The 17,424-nt window shown below is 36.3% G+C and carries 13 protein-coding genes; 6 read left to right on the plus strand and 7 right to left on the minus strand.

Going from position 1 to position 17,424, the window contains the following annotated elements:
- Positions 1-217: 217 nt before the first annotated feature.
- The 5 genes from FLA105534_RS01080 to FLA105534_RS01100 all read left to right on the plus strand — a co-directional run bounded on the left by FLA105534_RS01080 (position 218) and on the right by FLA105534_RS01100 (position 6,125).
- A complete protein-coding gene (locus FLA105534_RS01080) occupies positions 218-565 on the plus strand; it encodes a hypothetical protein (protein WP_173964199.1) in 348 nt (115 codons plus the stop codon).
- A 463-nt stretch (positions 566-1,028) separates the two neighbouring features.
- A complete protein-coding gene (locus FLA105534_RS01085) occupies positions 1,029-1,502 on the plus strand; it encodes a DUF4625 domain-containing protein (protein WP_246253143.1) in 474 nt (157 codons plus the stop codon).
- 10 nt (positions 1,503-1,512) lie between these two features.
- A complete protein-coding gene (locus FLA105534_RS01090; RefSeq protein WP_246253144.1) occupies positions 1,513-3,945 on the plus strand; it encodes a TonB-dependent receptor in 2,433 nt (810 codons plus the stop codon).
- A gap of 37 nt (positions 3,946-3,982) precedes the next feature.
- Complete coding sequence (locus tag FLA105534_RS01095) at positions 3,983-4,885, plus strand: DUF4625 domain-containing protein (RefSeq protein WP_173964201.1); 903 nt, start codon at positions 3,983-3,985, stop codon at positions 4,883-4,885.
- Positions 4,886-4,910: 25 nt separating this feature from the next.
- The gene (locus FLA105534_RS01100) at positions 4,911-6,125 is read left to right on the plus strand and encodes a hypothetical protein (protein ID WP_173964202.1); all 1,215 of its coding nucleotides are present in this window, start codon (positions 4,911-4,913) and stop codon (positions 6,123-6,125) included.
- Positions 6,126-6,998: 873 nt separating this feature from the next.
- Here FLA105534_RS01100 and FLA105534_RS01105 read toward each other — a convergent pair.
- Both FLA105534_RS01105 and FLA105534_RS01110 read right to left on the minus strand, forming a co-directional pair.
- On the minus strand, positions 6,999-8,696 hold the full coding sequence (locus tag FLA105534_RS01105; RefSeq protein ID WP_173964203.1) for a ribonucleoside-diphosphate reductase subunit alpha: 1,698 nt from the start codon (positions 8,694-8,696) through the stop codon (positions 6,999-7,001).
- Between the two features lie 16 nt (positions 8,697-8,712).
- Complete coding sequence (locus FLA105534_RS01110; protein ID WP_173964204.1) at positions 8,713-9,687, minus strand: ribonucleotide-diphosphate reductase subunit beta; 975 nt, start codon at positions 9,685-9,687, stop codon at positions 8,713-8,715.
- 602 nt (positions 9,688-10,289) lie between these two features.
- Here FLA105534_RS01110 and FLA105534_RS01115 point away from each other — a divergent pair.
- Positions 10,290-10,844: a GNAT family N-acetyltransferase gene (locus FLA105534_RS01115; RefSeq protein WP_173964205.1), complete on the plus strand. Its 555-nt coding sequence runs from the start codon at positions 10,290-10,292 to the stop codon at positions 10,842-10,844.
- A gap of 177 nt (positions 10,845-11,021) precedes the next feature.
- Here FLA105534_RS01115 and FLA105534_RS01120 read toward each other — a convergent pair whose 3' ends face one another.
- From FLA105534_RS01120 to FLA105534_RS01140, 5 genes are all read right to left on the minus strand, one after another.
- Entirely contained in the window at positions 11,022-12,089 is a 1,068-nt protein-coding gene (locus tag FLA105534_RS01120) for a proline racemase family protein (protein ID WP_173964206.1), read from the minus strand.
- Positions 12,082-13,056, minus strand: coding sequence for a bifunctional Delta(1)-pyrroline-2-carboxylate/Delta(1)-piperideine-2-carboxylate reductase (gene lhpI / locus FLA105534_RS01125; protein ID WP_173964207.1), 975 nt, complete (start codon positions 13,054-13,056; stop codon positions 12,082-12,084). Before lhpI ends, FLA105534_RS01120 begins: the two co-directional genes overlap by 8 nt.
- Before the next feature lie 529 nt (positions 13,057-13,585).
- A complete protein-coding gene (locus FLA105534_RS01130; RefSeq protein WP_173964208.1) occupies positions 13,586-14,371 on the minus strand; it encodes a hypothetical protein in 786 nt (261 codons plus the stop codon).
- Positions 14,368-14,553 carry a hypothetical protein gene (locus FLA105534_RS01135; RefSeq protein WP_173964209.1) on the minus strand — a complete coding sequence of 62 codons (186 nt, stop codon included), beginning with the start codon at positions 14,551-14,553 and terminating at the stop codon, positions 14,368-14,370. The genes FLA105534_RS01130 and FLA105534_RS01135 overlap by 4 nt, the downstream gene beginning before the upstream one ends.
- A gap of 363 nt (positions 14,554-14,916) precedes the next feature.
- The gene (locus tag FLA105534_RS01140) at positions 14,917-17,268 is read right to left on the minus strand and encodes an outer membrane beta-barrel family protein (RefSeq protein WP_173964210.1); all 2,352 of its coding nucleotides are present in this window, start codon (positions 17,266-17,268) and stop codon (positions 14,917-14,919) included.
- Positions 17,269-17,424: the final 156 nt, after the last annotated feature.

Here is a 17,424-nt window from a genome sequence, read left to right on the forward strand (position 1 = left end):
ACTTCAAATTCATTTGTCAATTCAAGGGACGGGAAATCACAAACAATAGTAATGTGGTTACTCGTTCCCTGAGCTGATACAAAAAATCAGACTCATTCTTTATTTCAGATTTATCTTTCTAATTTTTTCTTTATTTTTTTAATGAAACAATGTTGCATTTACAAATAAGAATTCTATATTTGTATTCCATTGTCCTATAAGTTATGGATTCATTAGAATGAAAAAGGAATTTAAATTTATAAATCTTTTGATGCCGTTGGTGGTAGTATTTGCAATACTATTTCCGGCGATACATTCATATGAACACATTCAAAGTCACAATTCAGCTTCTAAAACAGCCGTACATTATCAGACAGATAAAAGCGAATTTAAAGTACACGATCACTCCAATGAAGAGTGTGCCATTTGTCATTTTAAATTTAGTCCTGTTGGTACTTTCAACTTTGTAACTTTTCAGTTTTATAAAAATAGTACGCTAATTCCTTATGTACATTTTTATTCTCAATCCAATACTCCTTTTTTCAAAGGTTCTTTATTTGCCCTTAGAGCACCACCTATTTTCTAAAACGATAAAAAGTAAATCATTTCAATTCTGAAATGGTGTGTCTCTATACGTTTTAGATATTTCAAATACCGAAAAAGTATCACTTTTTCAGGACAGCTGTTATTTTATATCTTTTCTATACCCTACCGGCTTTAGAAAAACCTATTTGACTGATACCGACTGCGGATTCATTTCTTTACGGATGAGATCTTTTGTTTGAAAATATCAATTCAAAGCCCACACTGCTGTTAATTGATTATCCACTACTACGCAATTCAATAGCTGTAATCAGGTATTGTCTGAGCCTGGCTTCACACCTTTTTACTTTTTAGTTTATCGAACTCCATACCGATAAAAGTAATGCTTTTTGCGACATAATGCCGTGTCGTAAAACCGCTATTCTTTTGCTATTTCCTATGCGAAATAAGGCTTCCGTAACCCACATTTTTTACATATGAATACCGTTAAACTCAAATTAAACCGAATGAAAACGCCTAAAATTCTTCTGGCCTTTTTGGCGATTGGCTTTATTTTCACAGCCTGTAACAGTGACAAAGACGAAATTGACACGGAATATCCCGTAATTGATATTTCGGCAGCAAATGCATTTCCGATACAATGTAGTACAGTTTCCCGTGGTCAAAAAATTACTTTTAGAGCAAAATTCACAGACAACGCTCAGTTAGGTTCTTACAGTCTGGACATTCACCACAATTTTGACCATCACACGCACAGCACTGAAGTAATGAACTGTACCGCCGATCCTATCAAAAAACCGGTAAATCCAATGCTTTACATCAATTCGGTTACGATTCCTTCCGGACAAAAAAGTTATGAGGCTCTTCAGGAAATCAGCATTCCTGCAGACATTGACCCGGGAGATTATCATTTCATGATTCGTTTAACGGATAAGGAAGGCTGGCAGACGATTAAAGGCTTAAGCATTAAAATTTTATAAGTTGATTTTAATGAACAATTATAATTCCAGTCCCTTGCGAACGTATTGTCTGCTGCTCTTTTGTTTTGCTTTGGTTGTGGTTACAAAAGCTGCAGCGCAATCTGTTCGTGTTTCCGGCAGTGTATTTTCTAAAGAGCGAAAGCCTTTAGAAAGTGCTGTCGTTACTCTTTATCCGGCTCATATAAGCACTGTTACCAACAAAAAAGGGCAATTCTTTTTGAATCAGGTTCCTAAAAATACAAAACGGTTAACGATTACTTATTCCGGGTATTCTTTTTATGAAATGCCTCTTTCTATAGACCAAAACACTATTGCGCTTCCTGACATTTTTTTAAAACCGGAAGTAAATGAATTACTGGAAGTTGTGATTAGTGAAGGTTACGAAACAAAACGCAAAAAACAGGAGTCACTGAATCTTGAAATTGTAAACAGCAGTTTTATCCAACGGAATCTTGGAGGAAGTCTGATGCAGTCTTTACAAAGACTTCCGGGAATTAAAACCATTTCTATAGGTTCAGGAGGTTCAAAACCACTAATTCGCGGACTCAGTTTCAATCAGGTTATTGTGGTCGAAAACGGCATCAAACATGAAGGCCAGCAATGGGGCGCCGATCATGGTTTAGAAATCGATCAGTATGCGGTAAACCGTCTGGCAATTATCAAAGGTCCTTCATCGTTTATGTACGGTTCTGATGCAATTGGAGGTGCCATAAACATACAGCCAGTTCCCTTTCCTGCCCAGCATGTTCTAGGCGGAAGTGCTAATTTTACAGGCAAAAGCAATAATGCGCAATTTGGAGGATCGATGAACCTCTACGGACGGAATGAAAACTGGTTCTTTGACACCCGAATTACCGCTATGGAATACGGAGATTATCGCGTTCCGACCGATACGGTGCATGTTTATAATTATGCCGTTCCATTATACAAAAATCACTTACGCAATACGGCAGGGCGCGAACTCGATGTGCACGCCAGTACCGGATATGTCTCTGATAAGTTCAAATCGGTTTTATATTTCAGTAACATTTATACCAAAAGTGGCTTTTTTGCCAACGCACACGGACTCGAACCCCGAAATGTAGATACCCAACTTCATGATCGCTCGAGCAGAGATATCCTCATGCCTTTTCAGGAAGTTACTCATACGAAAATCAGTAATACAACTTCCTTTACCCTGGGTTCACATCGTCTGGAAACGCAATTGGGATTTCAAAAAAATTTCCGTCGTGAACGGAGTCATTATGTCAATCATGGATATATGCCACCACTATATCCTGTTGATATGTATGCTCCGAAAGATTTAGAAAGACAATACGATAAAGAAGTGTTTTCTGCTGCTCTAAAAGATGAATTTACCATTCAAAATCATCAATTCACCGCAGGAATTAATGCCGAACAACAACAAAATAGTATTAACGGCTGGAGTTTTTTAATTCCCGCTTTCAAACAATTCAATGCAGGAGCGTTTGTGTATGATAAAATTCAACTTAGCGAATTATGGCTGCTTCATGCTGCCATACGACTGGACTACGGCAGAATCAAAATGAAACAATACACCGACTGGTTTCTAAGTGAAGTCACTGAAAATGGACAAACTACTTCCGAATATTTAAAGCGCTCGCAAGAGCTGACCCGAACTTTTCAGAGTTTCAACTGGTCTGCGGGTGTTAATTATACTCCGGGGCAATGGTCTTTAAAAGCCAATCTGGGAACGAGTTTCAGAATGCCAATTGCAAAAGAACTGGCTTCAAATGGTGTTAATTATCATTATTTCAGATTTGAAAAAGGCAATGCCAATTTATCTCCCGAACGTTCTTATCAGTTAGATCTTGGTATGGAATGGCAGGAAAACAAATGGTCCGTGCAGTTGAGTCCATTCTTAAATTATTTCTCTAATTACATTTATCTCAATCCAACTTCGCAACATGACATTTATTATGGAGCAGGCAATCAGGTTTTTGAATATGAGCAAAGTAAAGTCCTGCGTTATGGTGGTGAATTACAAGTGCGGTACCAGTTTCTAAAAAATTTAAGTGGTGAAATCCTGGCGGAATACCTTTATAGCGAGCAAATGTCGGGGGATAAAAAAGGATATACATTGCCTTTCTCTCCTCCCCCTTCTGTTTTGTTTGGTGTTACGTACAATCCGGAAATAAAAAACTTAAAAGGAACCTATTTCTCCCTTGATTATCGTTTTACCGCCGAACAGAACCAAATTGTTCCGCCGGAAAGGAAAACAGCAAGCAGCAACGTCTTTAATCTTGCCATGGGAACCCAACTAAAAGCCGGACAGCAAGATTTTATTCTAAGTCTTCAGGTTCAAAACCTATTCAATACAAAATATCTTAATCATACCAGCTTTTACAGGTTAATAGAACTTCCTGAGGCTGGCAGAAATATTATTCTATCGCTGAAAATTCCATTTCTAATACACAAATAAATACAACATGAATTCAATTAATCAATCCAATTTCCTTATGAAAAAACTAAAATTAATACTACTCTTTGTAGCCGTAAGTACAGCTTTTACAGCCTGTAATAACGACGACGACAAAGAAGCTACAAAACCCAAAGCCGAAAATATTGAAATTGGAACTGCCAATAATAAAAAAGCCCTGATTGGCCGCGATTTTCACTTTAATGCCGATGTACTTGCCGGAGATAAAATTGCCGATGTACAGTTAAAAATACTTCCAATAAAAGGGGAAGTCTATACCAAAGACTGGAAGTTCGAATTGTCCTGGGCAGAATATAAAGGCACAAAAAATACCAATGTACACAAGCACTTCAATATTCCCGCCGATGCTCCGGAAGGCAAGTTTGATTTCCTTTTTATTGTTCTGGATGAAAACGGATCGAAACTAGAAATTAAAGAGGTAGTAACCATTACCGATCCTGCAAATATGCCTGTCGATCCTTTAATTGGCCGCGATAATCTATCCCGAAACGATAATCTGATTTACTATATGAATACCTGGGTTGAACCGGAACTTATTTTCAAAAAAAATGATCTCCTGACTGCGCATGCGCAGGTAAGTCAAATTATGGGGGATGGAATTTTATATTCTGTTTTGATTAAAAAAAATGCCAATTACTATCCTGAAAGTATCGACAAGCTCGATTTCAAAAAAGTAATCGTCATTTCAAAAGTCGAACATAAAGGTCTGGGGGCTGCTTCAAAAATTACTACACTTCAAAAAATAAATGGTGTTTTTGGTGGTCAAAGCATCACTATTGGTGCAGATACAGATTTCGTAGGAACTCCAATAACCGCAGACAAAGCGTGGCAATCCGGAACATACAATTGGGTTGTCCTTTATAAAAACACAACTTACAATATGAGTGTCTACAAGTCGATGCCTATTACAATTAATTTTTAAATATCAACTTTAATATACCATTACAATGAAAAACAACTATTACAAACTAATTTTCCTATTCGCCTTATCTACCGCTGTACTTTCCTGCAGCAACGACGACGACAATACTCCTGAAACACCTAAAGAGGCCTTAACAGAATATAAATTCTTAAGAATTTTACTTTCTGATGAGAAAACAACCGAGATTACGCTGGTTAATCCGGTCGATGCTACTGCAAACTCTTTTAATGCCAAATTTGCAAAATCTACGCTTTATACCACAGAATCTAAACGATACGCAGGAATTATTCACAGAGCCAGCAATACAGTTGAAACTTTCGATAGCGGTTTTGAAGGTCATGGCGATCATGTTGATGTAGACGGAATTCCGAAATTTGGTACTTTAATTGGTCAGGCTCCTATGCCTACACATTTTAAAAGCAAAAGCGGAGAACTGATGACTTTTAACGATGGAGACGGAACACTGGCTGTAGCCAAAGAATCTGAAGTCAATACTGCGGGATCTAAATTTAAAATTATAAATGCAGGATTATTAGCCCATCACGGTGCCATGGCTACTTTTTCTAACGGTAGTTATGCCATTACCGAAAAAGACAATTCGGTAGCAGGAACTCTTCCTGAGAAAGTAAAAATCATCGATAATTCGGGTAAAACTCTTTTTCCTGCTACTGTTATAACCAAAGGAATTCACGGAAATGCTTCAGACGGAACCTATGCCGTTTTTGGATCGGCAAGCGGTGTTCTTGTAGTTGAAAGTACCGGAAAACAAAAACTTATCGCACTTCCTGCCGATTTTGGAACTGCCTGGTTTGGAACTATTTTAGAAACCAAAGCCAAAGGGAAATTTGTAGGCTATACTGCTGCTAAAGGAGCTTTCCTTATTGATGTGGCGAGTGAAACGATTAAACCTATTTTACAAAATACTACTATCATGCAATGTAAAGTGAGTTTCAATGCCACTAAACTTGGGATTCTGTTGCATAACGGTGAATTCAAACTATACAACCTTACCAGCCTGCAACTTGAAAAAGAAGGTAAAGTTATTGCCGAAACTGCTACAGACGCAGCTTTAAAACCACAAGTTCAATTAACAGAAAACTTTGCTTACCTTACTTCTCCAACTACAGGAGAATTACTGCAACTGAATTTGTCTACTATGACAATTGCAAAGAAAATAAAGGTTTCGAATACACCTTATATGATCACAATTCTTGGTTTTGAAAACAGTAAAGGTCACTAAATGTTAATTTTATCATTTATTTTATCAAGAAGGCTGGATCATTTATCCGGCCTTTTTAAATATACTTCAATCTGAAATTGTAAATCCGGAGAAGGAATAAATCTCGCAAAGTCACAGAGTCACAAAGCTTTTATATTTTTTGGCGTTATGACAACTATTACTATTTGGATCAAAGATTAAAATTCATTCCTAGAATATCTTCCCGGGAGGCATAAATCTCGCAAAGTCGCGGAGTCGCAAAGATTTTATATTCTTTGGTGTTATGACTAGTATGACTATTTGGATCAAAGATTAAAATTCATTCCTAGAATATCTTGTCGATCAAGACGCTCGCAAAAACAGTTCCCTAGGAACGCTCTATTTTATAGCAACGGATTTTAATCCGTTGAAAAAAAACACAAAACGGGAAAGTTCCGTAGGAACGATGCATATAAATTATGATTGCGCGGAGTTTTTGCCACAGATTAAAAGGATTATGTAGATTGTATATCTGCTAAATCTGCCAGATCTGCGGGAGGCATAGATCTCGCAAAGTCGCGGAGTCGCAAAGGTTTTATATTCTTTGGTGTTATGACTAGTATGACTATTTGGATCAAAGATTAAAATTCATTCCTAGAATATCTTGTCGATCAAGACGCTCACAATAGTAGTTCCGTAGGAACGTTGTATTTTATAGCAACGGATTTTAATCCGTTGAAAATAAAACACAAAACGGAAAAGTTCCGTAGGAACGACATATTATATCTGCGGGAGAAATAAATCTCGCGAAGTCGTGGACTCGCAAAGGTTTTATATACGATGGATTTTAATTCGCTACGACCAAAATTCCCTTATAAAAACAGAAAAGCCGGATGATACATCCGGCCTTTTTGTTTATGATTCGCAGCTGCTGCAGCTTACCAAACTTGTCACAAGTTCTTTAGATACACTTTGACTGCGTTGGTAATACAAACTCTTGATTCCAAGTTGCCAGGCTTCTATAAGCAGTCGGTTTACTTCTTTAATAGGTAAATCAGCAGGGATATTCAAATTGATACTTTGTCCCTGATCTACAAACTTCTGACGTATTGCGGCCTGCTGTACAATTTCTAACTGACTGATTTCTTTAAAGGTTTTAAAAACATCTTTTTCTTCTTTTGTCAGTTGGGTCATGTGCTGTACGCTTCCGCCATTTAGCATAATCTCTCTCCATACCTCTTCATTATCCAATCCTTTTTTCTCCAGTAAAATTTTAAGGTATTTGTTTTTACGCATAAAATTTCCTTTGCTCAAACCTGCTTTGTAATAATTGCTGCTGAAAGGTTCAATTCCAGGTGAAGTCTGTCCTAAAATAGCCGAAGATGAGGTTGTTGGAGCAATAGCCATAGTGGTCGTATTACGTTTTCCGTATCCTTTTAGCAATTCTGGTTCACCATAAATTCTGGCCAGATCCTGAGTAGCTTTATCGGCCTTATCACTAATATGTTTAAAAATTTCTGTGGTTTTCATCTTAGCTTCCATTCCTTCAAACGGAATCATGTTTTTTTGCAGATACGAATGCCATCCCAAAACGCCAAGTCCAAGCGCACGGTGTCTTTTGGCAAATCGATTGGCTGCTGAAAGGTAATAATTGCCCTCTGTTTTTTCTATAAATTCCTGCAATACAGCGTCCAGGAAAAAGATTGCCAGTTTTACTGCTTCTGTATCTTTCCATTCTTCATAAAGCTCCAGATTCATTGACGAAAGACAGCAAATAAACGATTCATCAATGCTTGAAGGCAGCATGATTTCGCTGCACAAATTACTGGCATTAATACGCAGATTCTTGTCTTTATAAACTTGTGGTTTGTTTTTATTTACGTTGTCACTGAAAAAGATATAAGGCAATCCCTTTTGCTGACGGCTTTCTAACACCTTAGCCCAGATTTGTCTTTTATCAGAATCTCCATCAATCATTTCCTGCATCCAGTAATCCGGTACACAGATTCCGGTAAACAAGTTCTGAATTGGATTTCCAATACTCTTAATCTTCAAAAATTCCTCAATATCCGGATGATCCACGTCTAAATAAGCTGCAAATGCTCCGCGACGGACTCCTCCCTGAGAAATAGTGTCCATCGTCGTATCAAAAAGCTTCATAAAACTTACGGCTCCACTACTCTTACCATTGTCTGTAACAGCACTTCCTCTTTCTCGTAGCTCCCCAAAATATCCCGATGTTCCTCCGCCAATTTTGGTTTGCATGATCACTTCACCCAGTTTATGTGTAATTCCTTCTATTTCATCCGGAACGTGTACATTAAAACATGAAATTGGTAAACCACGTTCGGTTCCCATATTGGCCCAAACGGGAGAACTAATACTCATCCAGCCTCGTTCGATCATTTCTACAAAAGATTCCTTTAATTCGGGTTTGTATAATCTTCTGGCTGCAGCCGTGCAAATTCTGTCAATTGCACCTTCTACAGTTTCTCCTTTTAAAAGATAACCACGATTTAAAATTTGCTCACTTTCAGAGTTTTTCCACCACATTTTATTATCGGCCTCACTTAACGGAAGGCTGTTTGCTGAAGTTGTATCTATTGTATTCATAATTGTAATTTGCTTTTTAGAACAGGTCGTTTGCGGTAATGCTTTTGTCATGTTTGGTATATTCTACCGGTCTTTTTGCAAAGAAATCATCAAGGCTGTTCGCAAAAACTTCTTCTTCAAACCATGCCATTGCTTTATAATCGTGTGCTGCAACATTAAAAATTGTTGGAATGTTAATTTGAATAAGGCTTTCGTCTATTCGAAACTTCATAAAATTAACTAAATCTGTTTTATTAATGGTTTCGATTTCTCCCTCTTCAAAAATCCAGTCTAAAATATCGGCCTCTACTTCAATCGAATTTTTAACCGTTTCACGAACAAGGTTTAACGTCTCTTCATCAAAATAATCCGGAAATTCTTCACGGATTTTGTTTACGATATAAATTCCGCCATTGGCATGAATTTGCTCGTCGATAGAAGTCCATGCGATAATATTGCTCACATTTTTCATGTATCCTTTAAATCTTGTAAAAGACAATAAAATCGCAAACTGACTGAAAAGCGATACGTTTTCGATCAAAATACTAAACAGAATCAGAGAAATAACATATTTTTTGTTGTCCTGGGATTTGGTATCCTTAAGTACATCTGACAGGTAATCGACACGTTTGCGGATTACAGGGATATCCATGAGTTTTTCGAATTCATCGTTGTATCCTAAAACTTCCAGAAGACGTGAATAGGCCTCAGAGTGTCTGAATTCACATTCGGCAAAAGTACTCCCCAGTCCGTTGAATTCCGGCTTTGGAAAATGTTCGTAGATATTTCCCCAAAAACTTTTTACAGCTACTTCTATCTGAGCAATTGCCAGTAAACTATTCTTAATTGCCGTTTTCTCTGCGGAATTTAAATGCGAATGAAAATCCTGTGTATCAGCTGTAAAATCAACCTCTGTATGGACCCAATACGCTTTATTTATGGCTTCTGTAAACTGCAAAACCTCCGGGTACTCGAAAGGTTTATAATTGATTCTTTTATCAAATATAGACATATATGTAAGTATTAAATGTTTGACTGAGTTCGAATAAAAATGCTTCGTTCTTGGGGAGGTTTTGACGACATTTCTATAATTACAAATTTAACCCGGAGATCTTCTTTCACCCCTTTTTTGATGTTAAAAAACAACGCAATTATCAACAGGTTGATCCTATGAAATACTCCACCCATTTTACGTTTTATCAACAGCCGGAAAATAAACTGTAAGAGACGATATGTCAGTTATTTATACTAAATCTAAATAGAGTTATCAACAGGAAAGTAGGCAAAAAACCAGCTCTACTTGTAAACAGTTATCAACAATTACTTTCAAAATTTTAGTCTTTATACTACAATAATACCCATTTTCATAAAAAAGTAAAACGCCGACTGTTACACTTTTTTAAATATTAGAGTTTGGATAAACATGCGAAAAAGCACACTCAGAAACACATGTAAACACTTAAAAACAAAACACTTAACATTTACAAGTCACGTATCACATCGTTGATTATTCTCTTAAAAATTAAGAAAAAAACAATTATTCAGCAAAAAATTTAAGCAAAAATGATTGATCTGTGAAAGTTGGCGTAATTTTGCAGACTAAACGCATTTATCATGATTATCAGAAAAGCAACTATTGAAGATTCAGAAAATATTGCAGCACTTTTATTGCTGGCAATGGAGGACATTATCTATAAATTTATTGGTGAAAAGAATCCTAAAACAGCCTATTATTTCTTGCTTCATTTTGTTGAAACCGAAAATAACCAGTACTCCTATCAAAACTGTTTTGTAGCAGAGGAGGAAAACGAAATCATAGGAGCAGTTTCTGTTTACGATGGAGCTCAATTGCATCCGTTACGAAAACCAATTGTCGATTATGTCCGCCTGAATTTCAATTCTGATTTTAATCCGGAAGACGAAACACAAAGCGGTGAATTTTATATTGATTCGGTTGGGGTAAGTCCAAATCATCAGGGAAAAGGAATTGGCTCAAAACTCCTGCAATTTTTAATTGATGAATATGTAACGCAAAACCACCGGACTTTAGGTTTATTGGTAGAAGAGGCCAATCCTAATGCCAAGAAACTGTACTTAAAACTAGGCTTTAAGATCGTTGGCACCAAAACTTTGGTGGGAAAAACGATGGAGCATTTACAGATTTCGTAGGTTTTTGTTTCTGATTTCAGGTTTCAGGTTTCAGGTTTCAGGTTTCAGGTTTCAGGTTTCAGGTTTGAAATGTGGGTAGAATTACGATATGATTTAACCGCAAAGTCCGCAAAGATTTTCGCATGGCTTGCAAAGTTTACATAGAGCTTTGCGGTTAAATTTTAATTTGTAAATCAACTATCTCAGTATAAAACCATTTTTCATAGGATCTTTTGGATCTATCAAAAACGTATTTACTCCTGTTACAAAAGCCGTTCCTTCAACTTGCGGAATTACAGCCTTGAAAGGTCCAAATTTTTCTTCTCTGACAAGAGATCCTGTAAAAGTACTTCCTGTTATACTTTCTATCGTAATAAATTCGCTCTTATTTATGGCGTTTCTGGCCTTTTCAATAGCAATTCTTCCCGAAACACCAGAACCTGTTGGAGAACGATCGACTTCTCCATCGGCAAAAACACAAACATTTCGACTGTGATTAGCAGTATCCAACGGCTCATCGATGAAAATAGTTCCGTATAGAAAACTCAAATCCTTCTCAAACGGATGCTGAATTTCGCTATCATGATTCATTACTGCATGTTTTATAGCTACACCATTTTGAATAATGGCACGGTAATTTTCCTCGGTTAATCCAAAATTCAAATGCGGATTTTTTCTCAAATCAACATAAGCATAAAAAGCGCCACCATAAGCCAGATCATAAACAACATCACCAATGCCCTCAACATTTACAATACGATCTAAACCTACAGCAAAACTTGGTACACAATGAAACCTTACTCCTGTTACTTCGCCATTTAATACAGTGACAAACGAAAAAATTCGACCACATGGAGCATCAATTTTCAATTCATTCTCCCCTTCTTTTACCGTTATCCAATTCATTTTTGCCGCCAGGGTGCTTATGGCAATAATAGCATGACCACACATACTGCTGTATCCTTCATTATGCATGAAAAGAATACCAAAATCTGCATCTTCATCATTTGGCGGAAGCAAAATACAACCGTACATATCAGCGTGACCACGAGGTTCAAACATCAATGCCGTTCTTAAATAATCATAGTTTTCTTTTATATCTCTTCGGTATTCCAGAACAGTACTCCCTTTAAGTTTTGGAAAACCGGAAACAATTACACGCAAGGGCTCACCGCCTGTATGCATATCAATTGTTTTGATCTGCAATACAGAAGCGTCTGCTTTATAATCCTTATTATTACAAATGTTTTGGTATGTATTAGGCATTTTTTTGTGTTTTTAAATTATATTCTTCATAAAAATATCCCGCTGCAACAAGATCTTCTAAAGCATGTCCAACGGATTTAAAATAGGTAATTTCAGTATCAGACGTTCTGCCTGTTTTTGTATTACTGCACAATTCAAACAAATCTGCTTTGATTGTTTCTTTCGTGATAATTCCATTCGTCAGCGGAATCAAAATATCTCCGCTTTCCTTTAGTCCGCCTTGATACGTATCCAGAAATAGACTTGATTTTAAAACCGCTTCATCATCTGCCTCGCGCATGTCTTTTTTGTAAGCCCCAACAAGATCTAAATGCTGACCTGGTTTCAGCCATTTCCCAAAAACAAGCGGAACCGGTGATAAAGTTGCTGCCGAAATAATATCAACCTGAGAAATAACTTCTTCTATAGTTGAAATGGGTTTACAGGTAAACGGAGCGTTTTTGAGCGCATCGCAAACCAATTGTGCTTTTTCAATCGTTCTTCCCCAAACATAAACCTCTTTGATAGGTCTTACACTAGCATGCGCCTTAATGAGATTGATGGCTAATGCTCCAGTACCAATCATCAGCATAGACGAGGCATTTTTTCGCGAAAGATAGCTGCTTGCTAAAGCTGATGTTGCCGCAGTACGTTTGCCTGTTAGTGATTTAGCATCAAGAATTGCCTTTATATTTCCTTTGTGCCCATCGAGATAAATATAAGTTCCCTGAATCGAAGGTAAATCGTATTTACCATTATTAGGACTTACCGTAACTATTTTTACTCCTAAATCTTTACCTGCCTCAAACGCCGGCATTAGCAGCAGTGTTGAGTCTTTACCTTCTTCGGGATTAGGATAATCGTGATGGTGGCGCATAGGCACCTCAATTGCCAAAGTCGAAAACCCGGCTCGAAGTCTTTCTATGAGTTCTTTAAAATTACATTTTTCTTCAATAAAATGATCTGAAATAAGTTGTATTGGTTCCATGTATTGTGTTGAAATTTCATTAAAAATAGAAGTTTATTCCATCATAATACTATTTCATCTATAAGCAGATAACATACGTCAATTCAGGGTTAATATAATACCAATTCATTAAGTTCTAAGATCCTTTTTGACCAATTTGAAAAGTAATGAAAAATTAAAAAACACATTTTACTAATGTCTGTTTTCTTAACATTCTGCACCAGTTTTACTCAAACTGAAAGAATTGTTTCCTAATGCTCCTATCATTTGAATTGCACTTTACTTTCAACACCAAATTTGAAATGTCAGGATACAGCAAAAGTATTCTAAAGCTTTATAAAAATAGAAAAGACGACCAATTGGCCGTCTCTCCGCTATTCAAATTACACATTCTTTTTCAGCTATTTACATTGAAATTTTGTAAAAAAAACTAATCTAAAACATTATCGCAGTACTGCTCATCTTTGAATTATTCATGGTTAATATTTACTCTATTTCATTATGTTAGAAATAAAAAATCTTATATCACTAACTCTGAAACACTACCGGATTACATTGTTGGAATATACCAAGCAATTTTTTCTATTTTCAAATCTATTAATTTATCACGTAATTCTTTTGTTACAAAAATCTTTTTTCCAGCAGATGCTCCACTACCAAAATATTCATAACTCTTAAAAATAGGCGCAATGATATCTTTATGCATTGGGTAAAAACCTTGTGGCATTGCTTGATATTTAGTTCTCTTACACACATTGCAGTTTTCAGTTGGATATCCTTCTAAATTTAATTTTTCTTTAGTTTCTTCTAAAATTAATTGCACTGTATTTTCAAAAGGAGTGTCTTTTTTATACTTTAAAACCTCTCTAGATTTAATCCCTAATGGTTTAAATATTTCTTCATATACTGTTTTTTCGACAAACAATTCATCAAAAATCCAACCCAAACTAAATATTTGTTTTTTACCAACAGGCGGGACATTTTTAAGTCTAAAAGCATCTTTTTGTTTAAAGCCTATACCGCAATTTGGGCAGTAATCACTTAAATCATAAGTTAGTTCTCTATATCCAAAATTGATATCAGGCATTGGGTAGCCGTGCTCATTACCACCATTTTTTTCAGATAATAATGATTTTTTTAATTCTTCTTTTGTAAATTCAGGATATCGTATACCACCACTACCACACCATTTGTAAATATAATCTTTGACCTTAAAATAGGTTTCTTCATCTATTTGAACTGCTGTGTGTCCTTTGACAGGATAAACACCAAACTTACTCATAATCTCAATTTGAGCATCATTCCAATCAAGTGCTACGTGATACTTTATTATCATAGTCCTAAAGCTTTTAATATTTGTGGATAATCTTTATATACTTTTTTTGCTGCAGATTGAATTTGATCTTTCGTTGCATTAGTTGTTCTTATCAATGCTTTATCACTTTTATAACCTATTTCAGCTCTCCAGGCATTGGTAAATATTTGATGTTCTTCTGCGGTTACTGCAATAGCCTCCATACTCTCTGGACTAACTCCTAAAGTGGAAGCAAATCGTTGTTCGATTAAGTGATGCGCTTGTAACCCAGCTCTGCAAAGTATTCTTTAATTAAATGTGCTGCGCAAATGTCTCTGACTTTGTGCTGCAACTAACAAATATATTTAAAAACATAGTCCCTCAAAAGTCTCCGACTTTAAAATAATTTAAAAATAAGCTAAATTTAATCCCATCAATAAGTCTATTAAAAAAGTCAGAGACTTTTGAAACGTTTATGATTATAAGTAAAAAAAAGCGCAAAGTCAGAGACTTTTGCGCAGCTTTTCAATTGAAATTTGAACACTTCGGAAAGCAGGTATCGTCACTAACTCTGAAACACTACCGGATTACATGGAGTCCGGTAGTCTGTCGGCCTCATTCTTTTTGCGGTTGAAACGATAAATCACGGTCAGTCTGACGTATCTTCCTTGCGCTCTAAATTCTGATTCTAAATAATAAAGCGGTGCACTGACTACCTGTTTTGTTATTTGTGAATTAAAAAGGTTGTTTACGTTTAATGTTACCGACATTTTATCGTTAAAAAAGTCCCTATTCAAACCAATATTGGCGGTGTACTGTGCCTCTGTAAGCGACTGCACTCCCTGATTTTTTCCACGGTATTTAAAACTAAATTCACCCGAAATAATTTTAGGAAACTTAACAACCGAACGAAAATTAGACAACCAGGTCTGATCTTCCACATCATACACTACCGTCTCATAAGTGCCCTGCTGTTTAAATTTGTAATAGTTAAAATCCAAAGACAGTCGTAGCCAGTTTGCCGGGCTGTAGGTAGACGACACCTCAACTCCGTAACGATCTTCAGTGTCAAGATTTACCGGTGTTGTCACAAAATAATTCTCAGCCGTACGTTGCAGAATATATTCAAAGAAATTGGTGGTATGCTGATAATATACCGACGGATTAATACTGAATTTTCCGCGCTTGGCCAATAGCGTCAGTTCAAAGGAATTGGTAAACATTGGATTTAAATCGGGGTTTCCGACTGTGAGGTTACGCAAATCTGAAAGTCCCGAAAATGGATTCAACTGCCAGAATCTAGGACGGTTAATACGTTTACTGTAGCTGAGCTGCAAATCTGTTTTTTCGGTTAAATTGTACACCAAATGTAGGGTTGGAAATAAGTTAATGTAGTTTTTGGTGTTGCTGAATGTGTTTTTGGTGTCGGCAATTTTTATATCCGATAGCTCTGTTCGTAGGCCCACCAGATAATTGAACTTTTTAATTTTACTTCCAAACTGAAAATAAGCACTGTACAGATTTTCATCATACTTTAACTTATTGGTAAACTGATCCTGCAGCACCTCATCAAGAATCGTATAATAATCACTTCTTAATGCCCGCAAATCACTTCTGATTCCCATCTCAATTTTAGAATTTTCACCTATCGGGTTTACAAAGTCCGATTTTATAAAAATATCATTACTGCTTTCAATATCTCTTGTGTATAAATTAGAAACCTCCGGTTCATAAGGCAATGTTTTCTGCTGATCTATGTATTGATTTTCATCATCATTCCAAAAATCATACTGCAGACTGGTTGTCCATTTTTTATCCTTTTTATCGAATGTTTTTACATAGTTTAATTCCAGAGCATTGTAATTTTTAGGTTCCTTATAATTTTCAAATCTGTTAATGATACTGTCTGTTGTCTGCGCTGCATTGGAATAACGATACGTATAAGTCGTTTTGTAATTGTTGTTGTTTCTATCGTGGTAATAACTTCCCGTCAGTGTATTTTTAGCATTAATATAATAATCACCGCCTATATAAATATTGTAAATGCTGTTATTGCGCTTGTTATCGTCGTATTGATGCAGCGTGGTTACCACATTGTTGTTTGTATTCTGCTGAAATTGTCTGTTTGAAGCATAAACATCAATATAGCGGTATCCAATATTCGAAAACAGATTTACCTTTTCCGTTTTGTAGCTCACATTAGCATTCAGATTATGATTCGCCGGATTGCCTACCCCGACCTGTAGCGAGCCGTTAAAACCCTGCATACTGTTTTTCTTCAGTACAATGTTGATGATCCCCGCGCTCCCCTGAGCTTCATAAGCTGCTGACGGATTTGTGATGACTTCGACCTTTTCAATATTTGCGGCCGAAATTTGAGACAATCCATTATTTGCCGTTAGCATAGAGGGTTTTCCATTAATCAAAACCGTAACACCATTATTGCCTCTAAGACTTACGACACCAGCAATATCAACATTTACAGAAGGAACATTATTCAGGATATCATTAGCCGATCCGCCTTTTGAAAGAATGTCTTTTCCAACATTGAATACTTTTTTATCCAGTTTTAATTCTACAGCCGATTTTTCAGCAACCACATTCACCTCGTTAAGTTGATTGATCTCCTCTTCCAGCAAAACGTCTTTTAATACAAGATCTTTCTGAAGTGAAAATGTATTTACTACTGATGGTTTGTAAGACATGAATTCAATTCGTAACTGATAATTTCCCGGAGGAATTTTAAAAACATACATCCCATTCTTGTCAGAAGAGACGGTTCTCTTATCCTGATTAGACGATTGCAGTATTACGGTAACGTAAGGCAGGGATTGTTTGGTTTTTGAATCCACTACTTTTCCTTTAAGCGTAAATTCATTGGTCTGTGTCATTCCTTCAAAGCCTAGAAAGAGGATGATGAGTAAGAAGAGCTGTTTCATTTTTGGTTGCGTTTATAATTTTCACCAAAACTCCTCATTAATCACTTGCAAAAATGATACGCATGATATACAGTTCTTTCAGACCTACAAACAATTTAACTGACACTACAGACTTTGTTGATCGCCGTTTTTTGCCCGTTAATGTCTTTTTTGGGC

The organism is Flavobacterium collinsii (genome assembly GCF_902804485.1).
Taxonomy (GTDB): Bacteria; Bacteroidota; Bacteroidia; order Flavobacteriales; family Flavobacteriaceae; genus Flavobacterium; species Flavobacterium collinsii.